Here is a 19,027-nt window from a genome sequence, read left to right as displayed (position 1 = left end):
GGTGCTTGACTCGCAGGTATGGAGCTCGCCTACGACCGCCGGGGCAGCGGGCCGCCGCTCGTCCTGCTGCACGGCATCGGCCACCACCGGCAGGGTTGGCTGCCGGTGCTGGACCTGCTCGCCGAGCGGCACGACGTCATCGCGGTCGACCTGCCGGGCTTCGGCGAGTCCCCGCCGCTGCCGGCCGGCATCCCGTACACGCCGGAGACGCTCGGCGGCGCGGTCGAGGAGTTCTGGCGGGGGCTCGGCGTCGACGCCCCGCACGTGGCGGGCAACTCGCTCGGCGGCTACATCGCGCTCGACCTGGCGTCGGGCGGGACCGTCCGCTCGGCCGTCGCCCTCTCGCCGGCCGGGTTCTGGTCCCGGCCGGAGCACCTGTACGCGCGCATGGTGCTGCGCGTGCTGCGGGCGACCGCCGACGCCGGGGGAGGCGGGCTGGCCGCCGCGCTGACCTCGACCCGGTGGGGCAAGGCGGCCGCCATGGGCCTGCTGGTCGCCAGGCCCGAACGGATCTCCGACGAGGCGGTGCTGGCCGCGGCTCACGCGCTGGGGACCTGCCCGGGCTTCGACGAGACCCTTGAGGCGATGTCCTGGACGCCGCCGCCCGCCCCGCCCAAGGTGCCGATCACGCTCGCGTGGGGCGAGCACGACCGGCTGCTGCCGCCGTACCGGCAGGCCGTACGGGCGGCCCGGTGGGCGGGGCAGCGGGTCAAGATCCTCCAGGGGTGCGGCCACCTGCCGATGAGCGACGACCCCGCGCTCGTGGCGCGGATCGTCATCGAGGGCAGCCGCGACTCCTGACGGTCCGGGGGCCTTCCCCTCCGGCAAGCCCGCGCCGGAGGCGAAAGCCGCGCATACTGATCAGCATGGACCCCGGACTCATCCTTCTGGTCTTCCTGGCGTTCCTGTTCGCGTGGCTGCTGAACCGGGTGCGCAGGTTCTTCCGGCTGGGCCCGGTGGCCTACGCGGGCGTGATGATCGTGTTCGTCATCGCCATGCTCGCCATCTGGGGTCAGCAGCACCGCTGACCGGGGTCAGAAGCCGAACGAGCGGCCGATGATCTCCTTCATGATCTCGGTCGTGCCGCCGTAGATCGTCTGGACGCGGCTGTCGAGCCATGCCTTGGCGACCGGGTACTCCAGCATGTAGCCGTAGCCGCCGTGAAGCTGGAGGCACCGGTCGATGACCTTGTTCTGCAGCTCGGTCGTCCACCACTTGGCCTTGGCCGCGTCCACGACCGTCAGCTCCTTGGCGTTCAGCGCGAGGATGCACTTGTCGACGTAGTGCCGGGCGATCTCCACCTCGGTCGACAGCTCGGCCAGCAGGAAGCGGGTGTTCTGGAACTGCCCGATGTTCCTGCCGAAGGCCTTGCGGCTCCTGCAGTACTCGATCGTCTGCTCCAGCACGGTCTCGGCGGCGGCGACGGCCGCGACGGCGATCGACAGCCGCTCCTGGGGCAGGTTGACCATGAGCTGGATGAAGCCCTGGCCCTCCTCGCCGCCGAGGCGGTTGGCCACCGGCACCCGGACGTTCTCGAAGAACAGCTCGGCCGTGTCCTGGGCGTGCATGCCGACCTTCTCGAGGTTGCGGCCGCGGGTGAACCCCTCCATGCCGCGCTCGACGACCAGCAGGGTCGTGCCCCGCGCCCCGGCCGTGGGGTCGGTCTTGGCCACCACGACGACGAGGTCGGAGTTGATGCCGTTCGTGATGAACGTCTTCTGCCCGTTGACGACGTAGTGGTCGCCCTCGCGGACGGCGGTCGTCCGCACCCCCTGCAGGTCGCTGCCCGCGCCCGGCTCGGTCATGCCGATGGCCGTGATCAGCTCGCCGGAGGCGAACCCGGGCAGCCAGCGCTGCTTCTGCTCGTCGTCGGTCATGTCGACGAGGTACGGCGCCATGATGTCGTTGTGCAGGCCGAAGCCGAGGCCGGTCGCGCCGTGGCGGATGATCTCCTCGACGATCACCGTGTTGTAGCGGAAGTCGGTGATGCCCGACCCGCCGTACTCCTCCGGGACCGAGAAGCCGAACATGCCCAGCTCGCCGGCCTTCTTCCACACCTCTCTCGGGACGATGCCGTCCTGCTCCCACTGCGCGTGGTGCGGGACCACCTCGCGAGCCATGAACTCGCGGACGGTCTCGCGGAAGAGGTCGTGCTCCTCGTCGAAGAGGTCTCGCCGCATCGGGTACGCCTTCCGAAGTCGCGTGGTCGTTGCCGCGGCCAGAATACGATTCTAGTCTCTCGGGGTCGATTGTCGCGGCTCGTCACGTTAGTGGACGAGTCGATTACAACTCCGCCACCATCGACGATTACACCCCATAAGCCCCTGACGTAACCCGTAAGATCTAGCCTCGGTTTGCTGTTCTTGCCCGTGGGGCCAGGCTTCCCGATCGGAGCGCGTCGTGGTTCGGTGGAGAGCGGGGCGGCGCACGCTCGCCGCCGCGGTCGTGAGCGTGGCCGGAGGGGTGCTCCTCGCGCTGCCCCTGACCTCGGCCAGGGCCGAGGCGGTCGAGATCGACCTCAACTACACGTGCGTCTCCGGCCCCCAGGGCGTGGCGCCCACGCCGGTCAACCTCAAGGTCACGCTCACGCTGCAGACCGCCTTGGCCGTGGGCCAGCCGCTCGACGTCCGCTGGGGCGTCGCCTACCGGGACGGCACGCGGTTCCTGTCGCCCGGCCTGTTCCAGCCCGGCGCCCGCCTGTCGGCGACCGGCGTCTCCGGGATCAGCGGCGACCTGTGGAACGGAGAGCTCAACTCCCTCGGCTACAAGGACCAGGCGCTGCTGCAGAACGGCGGGCCGATCGAGCTGCCGGAGCTGATCTCCGGCGCGGTGTCCACGACCCAGGCCGGGACGCTGGAGCTGGTGCCCAAGAAGCTGTTCATCGACTTCACCCCGCCGGCGTCCGAGACGGTCGTCAACGACGACGACCCCTCGATCGGGTACGTCGGCTCCGACTGGGCCGACTACAACGACCGCGCGCCGCAGTTCAAGGACATCCACGAGGACGTCCACGCGAGTGAGGTGTCCGGCGCGGAGGTGTCCTTCCCCTTCACCGGCACGGGCGTCGACTTCATCACCGAGCAGGACTACCGCGCCGGGCAGGTGCAGTTCGCGATCGACGGCAAGCCGGGCATCCCGGCCACGGCGGACGCCTCGAAGGACGAGAACGGGAACCCGGTGGTGGTCGCCAACCAGGGCAACCACACGCTGTGGGGCATGCGCGGCCTGCCGTACAAGCAGCACACGCTCACGGTGAAGAAGCTGGACGCCAAGTGGGCCATGGTGGACGGCTTCCGCGTCGTCACCGAGCAGATCATGACCCCGCCGAAGCAGCTCCAGGCGGTGTGCACGCCGACCAAGAAGCCGACGGCCGTCCGGGTGACGATCGGCGGCGGCGACGGTGGCGGCGGGACGACCCCGCCCACGAGCCCGTCTTCCTCGGGCTCTCCCAGCGGTTCGCCGGACCCCAGTGGCTCCACGCCTCCTCCGTCCGGTTCGCCCAGCCCGAGCGGCTCGGCCGCCTCCGGGTCACCGAGCTCGACTCCGTCCCAGTCGCAGAGCCAGGTCGTCGCGGTGGTGGTGCAGGGAAGCCCGACGCCGACGGCGACCACGACCGTCACGCTGACCGCCACGCCGACCGTGGCGCAGGTGCGGGTCACCCCCAAGGGCGGGGCGCAGACCGGTGAGGAGCCGGTCCGCACCTCCGCGTCCGGCCCGCTGCTCGTCGGGTCGGGCGGCGTGATGCTGGTGATCGGCGTGTTCAGCGGGGTGGCCCTGCTCAGGCGCAGGGCGGCCCACTCGGGCGACCGGAACCTCACGGTCTGAGGAGGATCACGATGACCGCCACTCCTCCCGAAGGCCAGGCCTCCCAGCCTCAGCAGCCCGCGACGCCCGCGAAGCGCCGGTCGCTCCCGCAGCCCGTCCTCGCGACGCTGCTCGTGGCCGGGTCGTTCGGCGGCATCGTGGCCGTGATGGCCGGCATGCTGGCCGTCCTCGCGCCCTCCTCCGGGACGGAGGAGGTGCCCGGGTACCAGACGACCGTCCAGGACGCGGGGAACGTCGCGTTCCTGCCGCCGACCGTCGGCCCGGGCGGCCCGGGAGTGCCGCTGACGGCGGCCGACCCGACGGCCCCGCCGCCGGCGCCCGCGCTCCAGCCGTTCCCGCCGCTGTCGCTGACGACGACCACCGCCTCGTCCTCGTCGCTGCCGGTGAACGTCCCGACATCCTCGTCCTCGTCGTCGAAGACGGCCACGGCGCTGAAGACGTCCAGCCGGCCAGTCAAGATCAGCATCCCGTCCATCGGCGTCAAGGCGAAGGTCGGGGCCGTCGGCGTGCAGAAGTCCGGTGAGATCCAGGCGCCGCCGCTGAGCCGGCCGAGCCTCACCGGCTGGTACCGCCTCGGCCCGGCCCCCGGCGACCAGGGGCCGGCGATCATCCTGGGCCACGTGAACACCCGTACGGGCGCGGCCGTTTTCAGCCGCCTGCACGAGCTGAAGCGGGGCAACAAGATCTCGGTGCTGCGCGCCGACGGGAAGATCGCGATCTTCACGGTCGACGGCGTCGAGCAGGTGGGGAAGACGACGTTCCCCACCAAGCGCGTCTACGGCAACACGATCACGGCCTCGCTCCGGCTGGTGACCTGCGGCGGCGTCTTCAACGCCAAGCGGCACAGCTACACCGACAACATCATCGTGTACGCGACGCTGACCGGCGTGCAGGGCAAGTGACGTTCACGGCCGGGGTCAGCCTCCCCGACCGATCGTGATCACGTCCTGAGCCGGGCCGTCCGGCTCCGCGGCGTCGTCTTCCGCCCGCCGTCCGGCTCCCCTGCGGGTGAGCAGCGCCGCCGCGCCCGCCGCCAGGACGAGGACGGCGGCCAGCGGGTACGGCACGCCGCCGGACGCCGAGGGAGCTTTCGCTGGCGTGGCCGGCGTGGCCGGCGTGGCCGGCGTGGCCGGCGTGGCCGGCGTGGGTGCGGCCGGCGTGGCCGCCGGTGTCGCGGGAGCGGCCGCGACCGGAGTCGACGACCACGGGAAGCCGGGCGGCTTCGCGTCGCCCCAGTAGTCCTTGACCTCCCCGCCGGGCGCGGCGGGGAACTCCGGCGGCACCGGCCGCAGTCCGCCCGGCACGGTGAGCAGGCCGAGTTCGCACGTCCCGAAGACGCCCTGGACGCCCTGCAACCGCCAGACGCCCGGCGGCAGGATGATCGTGACGGCGTAGTGGGCCGGCTCCGGCAGTCGCGTGCCGGCGAACGTGACGGCCTTGTCGTTCTCCCCGACGATGCGAAGTCCGGTGGTGCCGAGCTCCGCGGCCGTGCCGTCGAACGGGTGGGTGCCGTGCTGGAGGACCCAGTAGCCGACCGTGTAGGCCACCCCGGGCTCCATCCGGGAGGGGAGCGGGTCGAGCTCGGTCACCGCCCAGTTCCCCGCGTACGCGGGAGGCGCCCATGCCAGGATCGCCGCCACTGCGGCGAGCGCCACGAGTAGTCGTCTCATGCACCCGATACACCGGGAATGCCGTGAAGGTTCCCTGAGTGTTTCCTGGCATAAGTTCGCTTTTGGCGATGACCGCGGTCAAAGCCTGGAAGACTGGGCCCGCTTGATCGTGACCGCGGTGGTGGGAGAGACAGCTGTGCCCAACGTGAGCGCCCGGCACAGAAGTGCGCGGCGGCGCATCGCCATGCGAGCGGCCGCGGCGGCGGGAGCCGGTGCGATCGCGCTGATGGCCTGGCCGGTGCTCGCGCAGGACGGCTCCGCCACCGTCCTCTATTCCTGCACCGCCCTCGGCGGCACGGCGACCGCGACGTACCCCGTCACCGTCGCCCTCCAGGCCCCCGACGGCGTGACGCCCGGGCAGACCGCGCAGATCACCTGGAGGATCACGCCCGGCAGCCCCGGCACCGGGCAGTCGCCGATGGTCGCGGGGACGAGCCTCGCGAGCGGCGACGTGATCGTGGCCGAGGGGACCGCCGAGGCCACCGGAGACCCGGTCGCGGGCGGCGCGAGCCCGACGCCGTCGAGCAGCGGCAGCCCGTCCCCGTCGAGCAGCACGAGCCCGTCGAGCAGCACGAGCCCGTCCGGCGCGTCTCCGTCTCCGAGCCCGTCCAGCCCGAGCCCTTCTAGCAGCGGCACCACGCCGTCGGGCGACGGCACCGGCTCCGAGTTCTCGGACGCCGCGGCCGACAGCGGAACGCCCACCGACTCTGGAACGCCCACCGACTCCGGAACGCCCACCGACTCTGGAACGCCCGCGGACACCGCGTCCTCGCCGGGCGGCGCGGGGACCGGCTCCTCGAGCCCGGAGGCGACGGACACGACCGGCGACCCGTTCTCGGCCGCCGTGCCGGCGGTCACCGTGACGCCCGTCGCCTCGGCCGCCGTCAGCACCGCCGTGCCGGCCACGGCCACGCTGGCGCCCATCCCCGACATGGTGATCACCCTCACGCCGACCGCCGTGGGGACGGTGGGCGTGGTGGCCGGCGACTTCGGGCTGGAACTCGCACCGCAGGGCGGGACGACCACCCACGACCTCTACACCTGCACCGCTCCCGAGTCCGGCTCGCGGGCCTCGGTCGCCCTCACGATCGTGTCGTCCGCCGGCACGAGCCCGAGCGCCACGCCGAGCGACGACGGCACGGACGACGGCGGCGGCGACTCTCCCGCCCCGACCGAGACGGTCACGGAGACCACCACGGCGTCGGCGACCACGACGGTCACCTCGACCGTGTCGTCGACCGCGACCGTCACCCACCGGACGACGGCCCAGATCTCCCGGACTCCGCTGGGCGGCGCGCAGACCGGCGGCGGCGGCGAGATCGGCCCCGACGGACGGATCTTCGTGCTCGCCGGCGCCGTCCTGATGGCCGCCTCCGCGTCCGGCGGCCTCATGCTGCGCAGATCCGGCTCGCGGACGTCGGCGCGAGGCGTGCGCCATGTCTAGGACCCGTACGCCGGAAGCAGCCTTCCTTGACCGTTCTATGACGGATTCCCGGCAGAGAGAGGCCATTAGGGGGGCTTTGTCCGTAGGATCTCTACCTGACCGTGACCGTATGCTGGAATGCTGGTACGCCTGTTACTGCGGGGATCCGGGATGGGAGAGAAGTCAGTGCTGAAGTCCAAGGCACGCGGCCGAGTCGTCCGGAGGGCCGCCGGGGCCGGAGTGGTCAGCGCGGGCGTCCTCCTCGGCGGTCTGGCGGTCGTCAGCGCGCACGCCGACACCAAGACGGTTAGCTACACGTGCACCCCGTCGTCGGGCGCCGCCGTCACGCACGACTTCACGGTGTCGCTGACCGCGAACGGCAGCGCCGCGGTCGGCACCGCCTTCACCGCGACGCTGACGCTGTCGTCCGGGGCCTCCGCGCTGCCCGCGCCCGTGGCCATCGGGGCGGACAAGTGGATTCAGGTCGAGCCGTCGATTTCGGCCTCGGGCGCCGCAGGGGTGTCCACGCCGTCCCCCTCCGCCTCGCTCGGTTCGACGCCCGTCGGCTCGCCCATGGGGGCCCTCCCCGTGGCGACGATCACGGTCACGCCGTCCACGGGCGCGACGGCGGTCGTCCTCACGGCGAGGGACTTCAAGCTGAACCTGCTCGGCTCGGCCGCGAGCGGCTCCACGACGCCCGAGCTGCTCTACGACTGCAAGATCTCGACGACCGGGGTGTCCACGCTGCCGGCGGTCGCGACGGTCGCCGTCGGGACGGCGTCCTCGACGCCGTCGGCGAGCACCTCGCCCAGCACCTCGACGAGCCCCACTCCGCGGCACACCCGGACGGTGTACGAGACCGTCACGGCGAGCCCGTCCAAGTCGCGGCGCTCGGGGCAGGTCACCCACACGCCCGGCGGCGGCGCCGCGACGGGCGGCGGCGGCGAGGCGGGCCCGGACGGGCGGGTCCTCGTCCTCACCGGCACCGGCCTGATGCTCGCCGCGGCCACGGGCGGCCTCATGATGCGGGCCCGCCGGCGGCCCGTGCGGCAGTAGGACGGGGTCGTGACGACGCCGCCTGGACAGTACCCACCGGGTCAGCCCGGGCAGCCGCCGTACGGCGTGCCCTACGACCCCCGCCTGCACGGGCATCCCCAGCCGGTGTGGGGCCCGCCGGTCTACCAGCCGGTCATGCTGCCCCAGGTCCAGCCGCCGCCGCAGGAGCCCGAGGAGCCGAGGGGCGGCGGCACGCAGGCGATCCGCGGCGTGCTCATCCTGGCGGCCGTGGTCGGTCTGGTGACCGTCGTCCTCGGTGCCGTCTTCATGGTCAGCTCGCCCGACGAGTACGCCCCGCCCGAGCGGACGGGCCTCAACCTGGCCAAGGGGCAGGGCGGCCTCGCGCCGAGCGTCGGTCCGGGCGGCCCGGGGCAGGCGCTCACCCAGGCCGTGCCCACGGCGCCCCCGCCGGCGCCGCCGGCTCCCGCGGCGCCGGCCATGCAGCCGTCCTCGCCGAAGCGGCTCATCATCCGCAAGCTCGGGATCAACGCGCCGATCGTCTCGGTCGGCACGGACAAGACCGGGGCGATCGAGACACCGCCGATCAACAACGCCAACCTCGTTGGCTGGTACCGCGGCGGACCCACCCCGGGCGAGGCCGGGCCCGCCGTCATGCTCGGTCACAAGGACACCACCACCCGCAGCGCCGTCTTCAGCCGCCTGCACGAGCTGCGGTACGGCGACCAGATCGAGGTGACCCGCATGGACGGCACGGTCGCCGTGTTCATGGTGGGCGGCGTCGAGCAGGCGAACAAGCAGACCTTCCCGACCAACCGCGTCTACGGGCAGGCGGCCAACGCGGAGTTGCGGCTCATCACCTGCGGGGGTGCCTACAACCGTACGACCGGCCATTATGTCGACAACGTCATCGTGTACGCGACGATGACGAGCACGCATCTCGCCAAGGCCAAATCCTAGGGACACGACCGGACGGGGGACCCTTCCCGAAGGGCATGTGGATCGCGGTCCGTGGGGCTATCGTCTCTTCGACCGATCATGAGGAGGGCCCGTGGGCTGGTTCTCGAATCTTCTGCTGCCCGGCCGGCTGAGGACGGGACCGACGGTCCTGCTTCCCGCCCGCCCGGACCCCAAGACGCTGCTGGCCATCGCCCAGCTCGCCGACCCCGCCGCCAGGCCCGACGGCGACGGAATCCTCGCGGGCGGCTCGCGCATCCTCCCCGCCGTCGAGCTCGGCGTCGACATGCTGGCCAAGCTCGGCGTCGAGGGCGAGGAGCGGCTGTGGGCCTGCCGGATCGCCGCCGAGGGCCCGCTGCCCGTCGACTTCTTCGACAAGACCCTGGCCGAGGGCATCGCCTACCGGCTGGGCGGCTGGTCGCTCTGCCAGGGCGAGCCGACCGACCCGGTCGAGGACGAGCGGCGCTACCCCGTGGTCTACCTGCCGGCCGCGCCGACGCCGGAGGAGACGCTGCCCGTCCTCGCCGGGCTGCTGCGCCCGGTCAACGAGCTCGACAGCGCCCGGTGGCCGGACGGCGAGCTGGTCGACGGCATCGTGCACGTCGCGATCCGCCAGGGGCGGGTGACCGACGTGTACGCCGGGGCGGACACGGTCGTCACCGTGGAGGAGGGCCACCGGGTCCCTCCGGCCGTCGGGGTCCGCTGGCCGTACCTGACGGAGGTCGCCGTCCTGCGGGTCTCCCCGCTGCCGCCCCGGCCGCCCGCCGAGGCCGTCGAGGTGGCCGACGTGGATGCGAGAGCCGTAGAAGATCTGGAGGCCGCGGGGGAGCACGGTCAGCGGGACGGGACGGCGGACGACGAGGCGACTGCGACGGCGCAGGACGGCGCGACGGTCGACGGCGCGACGGTCGACGGCGCGGCGCTAGACGGCGCGGGCGGCGGGCCGGAGAGCGACGAGACCGAGGAGCCCGAGGAGCCGTCCGAAGAGGCGTCCGGGGAGGCGTCCGAGGACGAGGACGACCTCGCGTACGGCCCGGAGACCGGGTCGGCCGACGCCGAGGAGGCCATGCTCGCCCGCGCCACGCTGGCGCTGACCCTTGCCGACCGCCTCCAGGGGATCGCCGCGGACTCCGGGGCGTTCCAGCTCGGGGAGGCCGAGGACGTGTTGCCCGGGCGGTACGCCTGACGCCCACCCGGACCGTCCGCAGACGAAAGTTCTGATGTAACCTCTCATTGACCGAACATTGCTCGGTTTCCTATGGAGGCACTGTGGCAGAGGCGTACATCGTCGGGGCGGTCCGGACCCCGGTCGGCAAGAAGAAGGGCGGGCTGTCCACGGTCCATCCGACCGACCTTGCCGCTCACACCCTAGCCGCGCTCGTCGAGCGCACCGGCGTCGATCCGGCCGCGGTGGACGACGTGATCATGGGCTGTGTCATGCAGTTCGGCCCGCAGTCGATGGACATCGCCCGGAACGCGTGGCTGAGCGCGGGCCTGCCGGAGACCGTCCCGGGCGTCACGATCGACCGTCAGTGCGGCTCCTCGCAGCAGGCCGTGCACTTCGCGGCCCAGGGGGTGCTGTCCGGGACGCAGGACCTGGTCGTCGCGGCCGGCGTCGAGTCGATGTCGATCGTGCCCATGGGGTCGAGCATCACGGCGGCCCTGGAGAAGGGAATGCCGTTCCCGTTCGGCGACAAGTGGGTGGAGCGGTACGGCAAGCAGGAGATCTCCCAGTTCCGCGGCGCCGAGCTGATGTGCGAGAAGTGGGGCTTCAGCCGCGAGGAGCTGGACCGGTACGCCTACGAGAGCCACCAGCGGGCGGCCAAGGCCATCGCGAACGGCCACTTCAAGGAGCAGATCGCGCCGATCAACGGCGTGGAGGACGACGAGGGCCCCCGTCCCGACACCACGCTCGAGAAGATGGCCGAGCTGAAGACCCTCCGGGAGGGCGGCCGGATCACCGCGGCCACCTCGTCGCAGATCTCGGACGGCTCGGGCGCCGTGCTCATCGCCTCCGAGCAGGCGGTGCGGGAGCACAACCTGACCCCGCGCGCCCGGATCGTCACGCTGTCGCTGGTCGGGGACGACCCGGTCTACATGCTGACCGCGCCCATCCCGGCGACCCAGAAGGCGCTGAAGAGGGCCGGCCTGAGCATCGACCAGATCGACGTCGTCGAGATCAACGAGGCGTTCGCCCCGGTTCCGCTGGCCTGGCTCAAGGAGATCGGCGCGGACCCGGAGCGCACCAACCCGAACGGCGGCGCCATCGCCCTCGGCCACCCGCTCGGCGGCACCGGCGCGATCCTGATGACCAAGCTGCTGCACGAGCTGGAGCGCACCGGCGGCCGGTACGGCCTGCAGACGATGTGCGAGGGCGGCGGCCAGGCCAACGTCACGATCATCGAGCGTCTCTGACCTCGCAGGACATGAGAAGGGCACCCCGGGCCGGCCCCGGGGTGCCCTTCTCCGTCACTTGGTGCGGGGAATGCGGCGCGGCGCCCGGATCGGGCGGGCCGGCATGGGCGGCGCCGGCGTCTGACGCGCCGGCGGGAATCCGTGCTTGGGCTGCGGCTGCGGTGTGCGCGGCTGGTCCTTGCCGCGCTTGGCGTAGGGGTGAGCAGGCATGCGGAATCTCCTTGTACGTACGGGACGCGGCACCGAGGTGCCGTCACTCAGCCGCCGCGTCGGGAAGGACAGGGCCAGAAAGCTGAGGCGCGACCGGTCGGGCGTGCGGGGACGCCCGGCGGATCAGCGGTCGCCGTACAGAATCCACATGCCGCGACCGTAACAGCCCGCCCGGCCGCGGCCCAACAGGTTTTCCCGCCGCACCCTCACCCGCTCCGCCGCGCTCCTCGCCACGTCCGCCGTCGCGGTCGCGACCTTCGGCGTGATGTCGAGCCCGGCGCAGGCGATGCAGCCGGGCGACGGCTGGTACCGCTGCCACGTCTCCGGTTACGGCTGGATGTGGTGCTACGACGTCTGATCTCCAAGGAGACACCGTGGACCGCCCCCTCGACGCGGGGGGCGGTCCACGCGTGTTCCAGGCTCGTGACGATCAGCGGACGTGCCGGTGGACGTCCTCCGCCTCCGACGGACCGGGCCGCTGCGCCGCGATCCAGGGTCCGTCGAGCGAGGGGTCGAGCACGCCGTCCTCCAGGAAGGCGTACCGCCCCTCCAGCACCCGCCGGGTCAGCCGCACGTCCGCGCTGTCGGTGTTGTCCCACAGGCGGTCGAACAGCGCCTCGGCCCGCACGCGCGCCTGGCGGCAGAACGCGTCCGCCAGCTCGTACGGCCGGCGGCCGAGCTCGGCCCCGTCCTCCTGGGCCCGCACGCACACCGCCGTGATCGCGAACAGCTCCGCGCCGATGTCGACGATCCGGGCGAGGAAGCCCTGCTTGTGCTCCAGCCGCCCCTGCCAGCGCGACATGCCGTAGAACGTGGACCTGGCGAGCTTGCGGCTGGTCCGCTCGACGTACCGCAGGTGCTGGGCGAGCGGGCCGAACTCGGCGTACGAGCTCGGCAGCTGTCCCGGCCCGGCCAGCAGGCTCGGCAGCCATCGGGCGTAGAAGCCGCCGGCCCGGGTGGCGGCGCGGCCCTTCGCCCTGATCCCGGCCTTGGGATCGATGAGCTCGCCGGCGACCGACAGGTGGGCGTCCACGGCCTCCCGGGCGATCAGCAGGTGCATGATCTCAGTGGATCCCTCGAAGATGCGGTTGATCCGCAGGTCGCGGAGCATCTGCTCGGCAGGAACGCCGCGCTCGCCCCGGGCGTGCAGCGACTCCGCGGTCTCGTAGCCGCGCCCGCCCCGGATCTGAACCAGCTCGTCGGCCGCCCGCCACGCCATCTCCGACCCGTACAGCTTCGCCAGGGCCGCCTCGATCCGGATGTCGTTGCGCTCGTCGTCCGCGAGACGGCTGCACAGGTCGACGACGGCCTCCACGGCGTACGCCGTCGCGGCGATGAACGCGATCTTGCCGGCCACCGCCTCGTGCTCGCCGATCGGGCGGCCCCACTGGACACGGGCCGTGCCCCACTCGCGGGCGATCCCGGCGGCCCACTTCGCCGCGCCCGCGCAGGTGGCGGGCAGCGACAGGCGGCCGGTGTTCAGCGTGGTCAGGGCGATCTTCAGGCCCTGCCCCTCGCGGCCGATGAGGTTGTCGGCGGGGACGCGGACCTGGTGGAAGCGGGTCACCCCGTTCTCGATGCCGCGCAGGCCCATGAACGCGTTGCGCCGCTCGACCGTGATGCCGGGCGAGTCGGCCTCGACGACGAACGCCGAGATCTTGGCGCCGGTCCTGGCCATGACGACGAGCAGGTCGGCCACCACGCCGTTCGTGGTCCAGAGCTTCACGCCGTCGATGACGTACGCGTCGCCGTCCCGGACGGCGGTCGTGCCGAGCCGCGCCGGGTCGGAGCCCACGTCCGGCTCGGTCAGCAGGAACGCCGAGATCTCCCCGGCGGCGCACCGGGGCAGGAACCGCTGCTTCTGCTCCGGCGTGCCGAACAGCCGCAGCGGCTGGGGGACGCCGATCGACTGGTGGGCCGACAGCAGCGCGCTCAGCGCGGGGGAGTACGACGCCACCATCTGGAGCGCCTTGCTGTAGTAGAGGTGGCTCAGCCCGAGGCCGCCGTACTCCTCCTCGATCGTCATGCCGAAGGCGCCGATGGCCCCCAGGCCCTTGACCACCTCGTCCGGGATGCGCGCGGTGCGCTCGATGAGGGCGGGGTCGACCTTGTCCTGCAGGAACCGGCGGAGGGCACGGAGGAAGTCGTCGCCCTTCTTGACGGCCTCCTCGGTGAGACGAGGGGCGGGATGGACCAGATCGAGCCGGAAGTCGCCCAGGAAGAGCTGCCTGCCGAAGCTCGGGCGCGTCCACTCCGTCTCGCGGGCCTGCTCGGCGACCTCTCGGGCCCTGGCGTAATCGGTCATCGGCGACCTCCTCACGGTCCCTGCTCACGAAGCCATGCCCGATACCTACCCGCCAGTAGCCTCCTGCATCGCGGGAAGTTCGATGCTTACGACCGTGCCGCCTCCGGGGGAGGAGATGATGTGGCAGCGGCCGCCGTGCGCCTCGGCGATGGCCTTGACGATCGACAGGCCGAGACCGGCGCCGTCCGACAGTCGCTCCTCGCCCCGCTGGAACCGGTCGAACGCCCGGGACGCCTGCTCGGGCGGCATCCCCGGCCCCTTGTCGGCCACCTCCAGCGCCACCGCGTCGTCCGTCCTGAACACCCGCACCGTCGCCGGGGTGCCCTCGGGCGTGTGGGCGCGGACGTTGCCCAGCAGGTTGACCAGCACTTGCCGGATCCGGGCGTCGTCGACGACCGCGACCACCGGGTGCGGCGCGTCGACCGCGATCGGGTGCCCCGAGTCGAGGGCCGTGGAATCCGCGGCCACCTCCCGCGCGATCTCCGACAGATCGGTCTCCGAGCGTTCCAGCACGGCCCCGCGGTCGAGGCGGGCGAGCTCCAGCATCTCGCCGACCAGGCGGCCCATCCGCCCCGCCTCGCCCTCGATCCTGCCCATGATCTTCGGCAGGTCCTCCGGGGGGATCGCCCCGGCCCGGTACAGCTCGGCGTACCCGCTGATCGTGGACAGCGGCGTGCGCAGTTCGTGCGAGGCGTCGGCGGCGAACCGGCGGACCCGCTCCTCCGACGCCCCCCGGTCGCGGAACGCCTCGCCGATGCGGTCGAGCATCAGGTTGATCGCCCCGCCCAGCCTGCCGATCTCCGTCGAGCCCTCGGGCATCCGCTCCGACAGATCGCCGCCCTCGGCCACCCGATGCGCGGTGACCGCCATCTTCTCGAGGGGCCCGAGGCCGCTCGCGATCAGCAGCCGCCCGCCCACCGCGAGGAACAGGATGAGGAACCCGCCCGTGACCAGCTCGCTGAGCACCAGATGCCGGACCGGGTCGTCGACCGCGTCCATCGGCACGGCCACGATCACCAGGCGGTAGCCGCTGCGGGCCAGGGCCGCCGCCGCGATCAGCTCGTATCGTCCCGTCGGGTCGAGGCTGAACGTGTTGCTCTGCGTCGAGTAGGCCAGCAGGCGCTGCTTGCCGAGGGCCTCCACCAGCCGCGGCACCTCCGACGCCTCCGACGCGTCGCCGCTGACCAGCCGGGCCCGCTCAAGCGTGATGTTGTACGACGCGACGGCGTAGGTGGAGCCCGTCAGGGCCTGCGAGACCGGCTCCTCGTCCACGAACCGCCGGGCCGCCGTGGCCGTCGCGGCGAGGACCTGCCCCTCCAGCCGGGTCAGCAGGTGCCCGCGCAGGACGACCACGCTGACGAACGAGAGCACCACCAGCAGGACGGCGCTCACCCCCAGCAGGCCGGCGAGCAGGCGCGTCCGCAGGGACATCACGGGCTCTGCGGCGGGCGCAGCGAATAGCCGATCCCGCGCTGCGTGTGGATCAGCGCGGGCCCGAGAGGATCGAGCTTGCGCCGCAGATAGGAGATGTACGTCTCGAGGACCTGCGACGACCCGCCGTACCCCCAGACCTCCTCCAGCAGCTGACGCTTGGTCAGCACGAGCCCGGCGTGCTGCATGAGGAAGGCCAGCAGGCGGAACTCGGTCGGCGACAGCTCCACCGGGACGCCGCCCCGGCGCACCTCCCACCGGCCCTCGTCGAGCTCGAGGTCGGCCACGCGCAGCAGGTTCCCGCTGGCACGCTCGGCCTCTGCGGGCACGGTCGTGCGCCGCAGCACCGCGCGGATGCGGGCCACGAGGGCCTCCACCGAGAACGGCTTGGTGACGTAGTCGTCGCCGCCGAGGGTCAGACCCTTGACCGTGTCGGCGACCGTGTCGCGGGCCGTCAGGAAGATCACCGGAGCGCCGACGCCGTCGGCCCTGATCCGGCGGCACACCTCGAACCCGTCGACGTCCGGCAGCATGACGTCGAGGACGACCAGGTCGGGCCGGGACGTGCTCACCTCGTCCAGCGCCCCCTTGCCGGTCCCCACCGCCGTGACGCGGAAACCGTGGAAGCGCAGGGCCACGTCGATGACGTCCCGGATGTTCGGATCGTCCTCCACGACGAGGATCCTCGTCTCGCTCATGCCACCCCCTCGCCTGTCGGCTCGGGGTCGCATTCGCGAATCGCGCTGTGCTTGTCGATTCGCTCGCTTCGCTCGCTCATGCCACCCCCTCGCCTGTCGGCTCGGGGTCGCATTCGCGAATCGCGCTGTGCTTGTCGATTCGCTCGCTTCGCTCGCTCATGCCACCCCCTCGCCTGTCGGCTCGGGGTCGCGTTCGAGCCTGGTGATTCGCCTTCTTCTCGCACTCATGGAGCACCCATTGTGCAGGTGCGGGGCCTCCGTCGCACCTGGAGGCCCCACACCTGCCATCCCCTCAGTTCCCCTGAGCGGTCCGGTTCCGGACGACGACGGCCGTGGCGGCCGGGTATCCGGAAGGAGAGGAGGCCGGCGTGCCCACGACCGTCGCGTCGTCGCCGACGGCGACGGCGGACAGGGCCGAACGGCCGCCGTCCCGGCGCACGCGGGTAGAGGCGCCGGTGGACCAGGTCCAGGACAGGCCGTCCGCGCTCCTGACGGTGACGGTGGCGGCCGTCCGCGCGGTCACGGTGCCGCGCTGCCAGGTGCGCACCACGAAGGCGCCGCCCTTCGCACGGAACGTGGCCTGGCCGTGGATTCCGGCCGTGCGCCGGTGCGCGCGGAGGGCGGACGTGGCGCCGGCGGCCTGACCGGGCCGGGTGTACGACGCGGCCGGTGCCGCTGCCGCACCGGTCTGGCCGCCGACGAGCGCGGCGCCGCCGCTGAGGAAGCCGGCGGCGGCCGCAGCCGCGGCGCCCATGGCCAGCTTCCTCATTCAGCACTCCTCTGCCGGGTGACCGTTTAAGACAAGCGGTCCCCGCTTGGCCTAGAGGAGGAGATTCATGGGAAAACCCTGAGAGTCGTCAGCCCGGGACGCGGGCCACGCAGAAGACCGTCTGTCCGAACGGCGGCCGGACGAAGCGCTCGATGAGCCGCGTGGTGGGCACCACGGTGCGGTCGTAGATCTTCACGAGCCGGGGGTCGGGGTAGCCGACGCCGCCCCGCCGCACGGCGGCCCACCAGGCGATGCCGCCGAGGAAGTTGATGGGCTTCAGCACGTCGATCCCCAGCCCGGCCTCGGTCACCGTCTTGCGCAGCGTGGCGGGGGTGTAGCGGGTGACGTGGCCGACCTTGCGGTCGAAGTCCCCGTAGAGCTGCATGTAGCCCGGCACCCAGATCACGATCCGGCCGCCCGGGGCCGTCACCTTCGCCAGCGACCGCAGCGCCTCGGCGTCCTCCTCGATGTGCTCCAGGACGTTCATCATGACGACGGTGTCCACCGGCTCGGCCAGCGGGATCTCGGTCGGCAGCCCGAACTGGAGCACCGACACGTCGGAGCGGTCCGCGAAGCGCTTCTCCAGCTGCTCGACGCAGTAGGGGTCGAAGTCGCTGACCACCAGGCGGTCGAGGCGGGGGAGGAACTGCTCGGCGAAGTGTCCGAGCCCCGACCCGATCTCCAGCAGCGAGCGGCCCACGTGCGGCGCGACCATGTCGAACTCGTACTGCCGGTAGTTTTTGGCCTCGTCGCCGCCGAGGTGGTTCTCGAGAGCCTCGTCTCCGGCCGCCGGCTGAACTACACGGTCATATCCAGACATAGGATCCTCGTTTACGCGGGCTGACGGTCTTGGAGAGTCTAGTGCCCGCCCGTTCGGGCGGTGTGCGTTCTTCTGGACGGCATGCCCGCTCGATCGTAGGCTTCACCTCCCATCCCGACCGGATTCATCCCCCTATGGACGACGACGAGGCCGTTGCACGTTCCCTGGCCGGTGACCTGGACGCCTACGAGGTGCTGGTCACCCGGTACAGCGCGGCCGCCCACCGTACGGCGAGCCTGCTGGGCGCGGGGGACGAGGCCGACGACGTGGTGCAGGAGGCGTTCGTCAAGGCGTTCCGCCACCTCGCGACCTTCCGGCGGGAGGCGGCCTTCAAGCCCTGGCTCCTGCGGATCGTGGCCAACGAGACCCACAACGTCACCCGCTCGCGCGGCCGTCGCGCGGACCTAGGGCTGCGTCTGGAGGCGCGGGGCGAGCCCGGCGGACCGGAGGACCCGCAGGACGCCGCCGTCGCCGCGGACGGCCGCGGCCGTCTGCTGGACGCGGTGCGGCGGCTGCCCGAGCGGGAACGCGAGGTGCTGGTCTGCCGGTACTTCCTTCAGCTGTCCGAGGCCGAGACGGCCGAGGTCCTCAAGGTGCGGCTCGGCACGGTGAAGTCCCGGGCCTTCCGCGGCCTGAAGCGCCTGCGAGAGGAGGTGGGCCGTGAGCTCCTCGCCTGACCGCCCGGACGACCGCCCGGACGAGCGCCTGGCGGACCTGGAGGCCGACCTCCTCGCGCTCGGCGAGAGCCTCGACGTTCCCGCCCCGCCTCCCTCCGGCGTCGCCCGGGCCGTCCGCGCCCGCCTGGAACGCGAGGCGGCGCCGGGGCACGAGGCGGTCCCCGGGAGCGGGCCCGGCACGGAACCCGGGCGCGCGGACCGGAACCGGTGGGGCATGCTGCGGCGCTTCCGGCCGTCGCCGCGCCGGGTCGCCGCCGGGGTCGCCGTCGTCCTCGCCGTGCTGCTCGGGGCCACCCCGCAGGGCCGGGCCGCGGTCGCGTCGGTGCTGCGGTTCGCCGGGGTCGAGATCCACGTGGGCGAGCCCGGGCCGCTGCCCACGGGCGTCCCGCGGCCGCTGCCGGGCGAGCGGCGGGTGACGCTCGACGAGGCGCGGGCGTCGGTCCGCTTCCCGGTGGCCGTGCCGTCGGCGCTGCCCGAGCCCGCCGACGTCCGCGTGGCCGACGGCGGACGCGTCGTGACCCTGTTCTGGCCCGGGATCCGGCTCGACGAGTACGACGGCACGCTGGGCGTGGTGTTCCGCAAGGATCTGGGCGAGCCGTGGCCGGAGGAAGAGCCGCAGATCCGGGGCTGGTGGATCCAGCAACCTCACGGCGTCTCGTACGTGCCGTCGCAGGGAGTCCCGCGTGAGGAACGGGTGGCCGGGCCCACGCTCATCTGGCAGCGCCACTCGGTCGGCCTGCGCCTGGAGGGCCCGGACCTCGCCGGCGCCCTTCGCATCGCCGCGTCGGTCCGCTGACCGTACGGCCGGCGCCA

20 protein-coding genes are annotated in these 19,027 nt (G+C 72.5%); 11 read left to right on the top strand and 9 right to left on the bottom strand.

Annotation, left to right across the window (positions count from 1 at the left end):
- Window positions 1-18: 18 nt before the first annotated feature.
- Both MPTA5024_RS25235 and MPTA5024_RS42580 read left to right on the top strand, forming a co-directional pair.
- The gene (locus MPTA5024_RS25235) at window positions 19-801 is read left to right on the top strand and encodes an alpha/beta fold hydrolase (RefSeq protein ID WP_036328599.1); all 783 of its coding nucleotides are present in this window, start codon (window positions 19-21) and stop codon (window positions 799-801) included.
- Window positions 802-866: 65 nt separating this feature from the next.
- A complete protein-coding gene (locus tag MPTA5024_RS42580) occupies window positions 867-1,028 on the top strand; it encodes a hypothetical protein (protein WP_198167360.1) in 162 nt (53 codons plus the stop codon).
- 6 nt (window positions 1,029-1,034) lie between these two features.
- On the opposite strand, the gene MPTA5024_RS25230 is transcribed toward MPTA5024_RS42580, so the two are convergent.
- Window positions 1,035-2,180 (bottom strand): acyl-CoA dehydrogenase family protein, encoded by a 1,146-nt coding sequence (locus MPTA5024_RS25230; protein ID WP_036328597.1) that lies wholly within the window; start codon window positions 2,178-2,180, stop codon window positions 1,035-1,037.
- Window positions 2,181-2,400: 220 nt separating this feature from the next.
- On the opposite strand from MPTA5024_RS25230, the gene MPTA5024_RS25225 reads away from it, so the two are divergent.
- Window positions 2,401-3,825: a hypothetical protein gene (locus tag MPTA5024_RS25225; protein WP_157099702.1), complete on the top strand. Its 1,425-nt coding sequence runs from the start codon at window positions 2,401-2,403 to the stop codon at window positions 3,823-3,825.
- A gap of 11 nt (window positions 3,826-3,836) precedes the next feature.
- On the top strand, window positions 3,837-4,727 hold the full coding sequence (locus MPTA5024_RS25220; RefSeq protein ID WP_051458617.1) for a class F sortase: 891 nt from the start codon (window positions 3,837-3,839) through the stop codon (window positions 4,725-4,727).
- Between the two features lie 15 nt (window positions 4,728-4,742).
- Here MPTA5024_RS25220 and MPTA5024_RS25215 read toward each other — a convergent pair whose 3' ends face one another.
- Window positions 4,743-5,495 (bottom strand): hypothetical protein, encoded by a 753-nt coding sequence (locus tag MPTA5024_RS25215; protein ID WP_157099701.1) that lies wholly within the window; start codon window positions 5,493-5,495, stop codon window positions 4,743-4,745.
- Window positions 5,496-5,765: 270 nt separating this feature from the next.
- Window positions 5,766-6,419, bottom strand: a complete 654-nt coding sequence (locus MPTA5024_RS25205; RefSeq protein WP_051458616.1) for a hypothetical protein — start codon at window positions 6,417-6,419, stop codon at window positions 5,766-5,768.
- A 7-nt stretch (window positions 6,420-6,426) separates the two neighbouring features.
- Here MPTA5024_RS25205 and MPTA5024_RS25200 point away from each other — a divergent pair, with 7 nt between their 5' ends.
- From MPTA5024_RS25200 to MPTA5024_RS25180, 5 genes are all read left to right on the top strand, one after another.
- Window positions 6,427-6,939, top strand: coding sequence for a hypothetical protein (locus tag MPTA5024_RS25200; RefSeq protein ID WP_157099700.1), 513 nt, complete (start codon window positions 6,427-6,429; stop codon window positions 6,937-6,939).
- Between the two features lie 150 nt (window positions 6,940-7,089).
- Complete coding sequence (locus tag MPTA5024_RS25195; protein WP_036328588.1) at window positions 7,090-7,974, top strand: hypothetical protein; 885 nt, start codon at window positions 7,090-7,092, stop codon at window positions 7,972-7,974.
- 9 nt (window positions 7,975-7,983) lie between these two features.
- A complete protein-coding gene (locus MPTA5024_RS25190; protein WP_036328586.1) occupies window positions 7,984-8,892 on the top strand; it encodes a class F sortase in 909 nt (302 codons plus the stop codon).
- A gap of 91 nt (window positions 8,893-8,983) precedes the next feature.
- Window positions 8,984-10,075 carry a hypothetical protein gene (locus MPTA5024_RS25185; protein ID WP_036328583.1) on the top strand — a complete coding sequence of 364 codons (1,092 nt, stop codon included), beginning with the start codon at window positions 8,984-8,986 and terminating at the stop codon, window positions 10,073-10,075.
- An 83-nt stretch (window positions 10,076-10,158) separates the two neighbouring features.
- Window positions 10,159-11,304 carry an acetyl-CoA C-acetyltransferase gene (locus MPTA5024_RS25180; protein ID WP_036328581.1) on the top strand — a complete coding sequence of 382 codons (1,146 nt, stop codon included), beginning with the start codon at window positions 10,159-10,161 and terminating at the stop codon, window positions 11,302-11,304.
- Window positions 11,305-11,358: 54 nt separating this feature from the next.
- Here the strand turns inward: MPTA5024_RS25180 and MPTA5024_RS41285 are convergent, their stop codons facing one another.
- From MPTA5024_RS41285 to MPTA5024_RS25155, 6 genes are all read right to left on the bottom strand, one after another.
- The gene (locus MPTA5024_RS41285) at window positions 11,359-11,514 is read right to left on the bottom strand and encodes a hypothetical protein (RefSeq protein ID WP_157099699.1); all 156 of its coding nucleotides are present in this window, start codon (window positions 11,512-11,514) and stop codon (window positions 11,359-11,361) included.
- A 430-nt stretch (window positions 11,515-11,944) separates the two neighbouring features.
- Window positions 11,945-13,819: an acyl-CoA dehydrogenase family protein gene (locus MPTA5024_RS25175; RefSeq protein WP_036328579.1), complete on the bottom strand. Its 1,875-nt coding sequence runs from the start codon at window positions 13,817-13,819 to the stop codon at window positions 11,945-11,947.
- A gap of 45 nt (window positions 13,820-13,864) precedes the next feature.
- The gene (locus MPTA5024_RS25170) at window positions 13,865-15,250 is read right to left on the bottom strand and encodes a sensor histidine kinase (protein WP_036328577.1); all 1,386 of its coding nucleotides are present in this window, start codon (window positions 15,248-15,250) and stop codon (window positions 13,865-13,867) included.
- Window positions 15,250-15,948 (bottom strand): response regulator transcription factor, encoded by a 699-nt coding sequence (locus tag MPTA5024_RS25165; protein WP_036328575.1) that lies wholly within the window; start codon window positions 15,946-15,948, stop codon window positions 15,250-15,252. The genes MPTA5024_RS25170 and MPTA5024_RS25165 overlap by 1 nt, the downstream gene beginning before the upstream one ends.
- 292 nt (window positions 15,949-16,240) lie before the next feature.
- Window positions 16,241-16,717, bottom strand: coding sequence for a hypothetical protein (locus tag MPTA5024_RS25160; RefSeq protein WP_036328573.1), 477 nt, complete (start codon window positions 16,715-16,717; stop codon window positions 16,241-16,243).
- An 88-nt stretch (window positions 16,718-16,805) separates the two neighbouring features.
- Window positions 16,806-17,537: a class I SAM-dependent methyltransferase gene (locus MPTA5024_RS25155; protein ID WP_036328571.1), complete on the bottom strand. Its 732-nt coding sequence runs from the start codon at window positions 17,535-17,537 to the stop codon at window positions 16,806-16,808.
- A 134-nt stretch (window positions 17,538-17,671) separates the two neighbouring features.
- On the opposite strand from MPTA5024_RS25155, the gene MPTA5024_RS25150 reads away from it, so the two are divergent.
- Together MPTA5024_RS25150 and MPTA5024_RS25145 are read left to right on the top strand one after the other, a co-directional pair.
- Complete coding sequence (locus tag MPTA5024_RS25150) at window positions 17,672-18,214, top strand: RNA polymerase sigma factor (RefSeq protein WP_036328569.1); 543 nt, start codon at window positions 17,672-17,674, stop codon at window positions 18,212-18,214.
- Window positions 18,198-19,010, top strand: a complete 813-nt coding sequence (locus MPTA5024_RS25145; protein ID WP_051458614.1) for a hypothetical protein — start codon at window positions 18,198-18,200, stop codon at window positions 19,008-19,010. The genes MPTA5024_RS25150 and MPTA5024_RS25145 overlap by 17 nt, the downstream gene beginning before the upstream one ends.
- Window positions 19,011-19,027 lie beyond the last annotated feature (17 nt).

Origin of the sequence: Microbispora sp. ATCC PTA-5024, from assembly GCF_000511135.2 — a bacterium.
GTDB lineage: Bacteria > Actinomycetota > Actinomycetes > Streptosporangiales > Streptosporangiaceae > Microbispora > Microbispora corallina.
The sequence above is the reverse complement of the archived record's forward strand: the minus strand, read 5'-3'. Positions and strand labels throughout refer to the sequence as shown.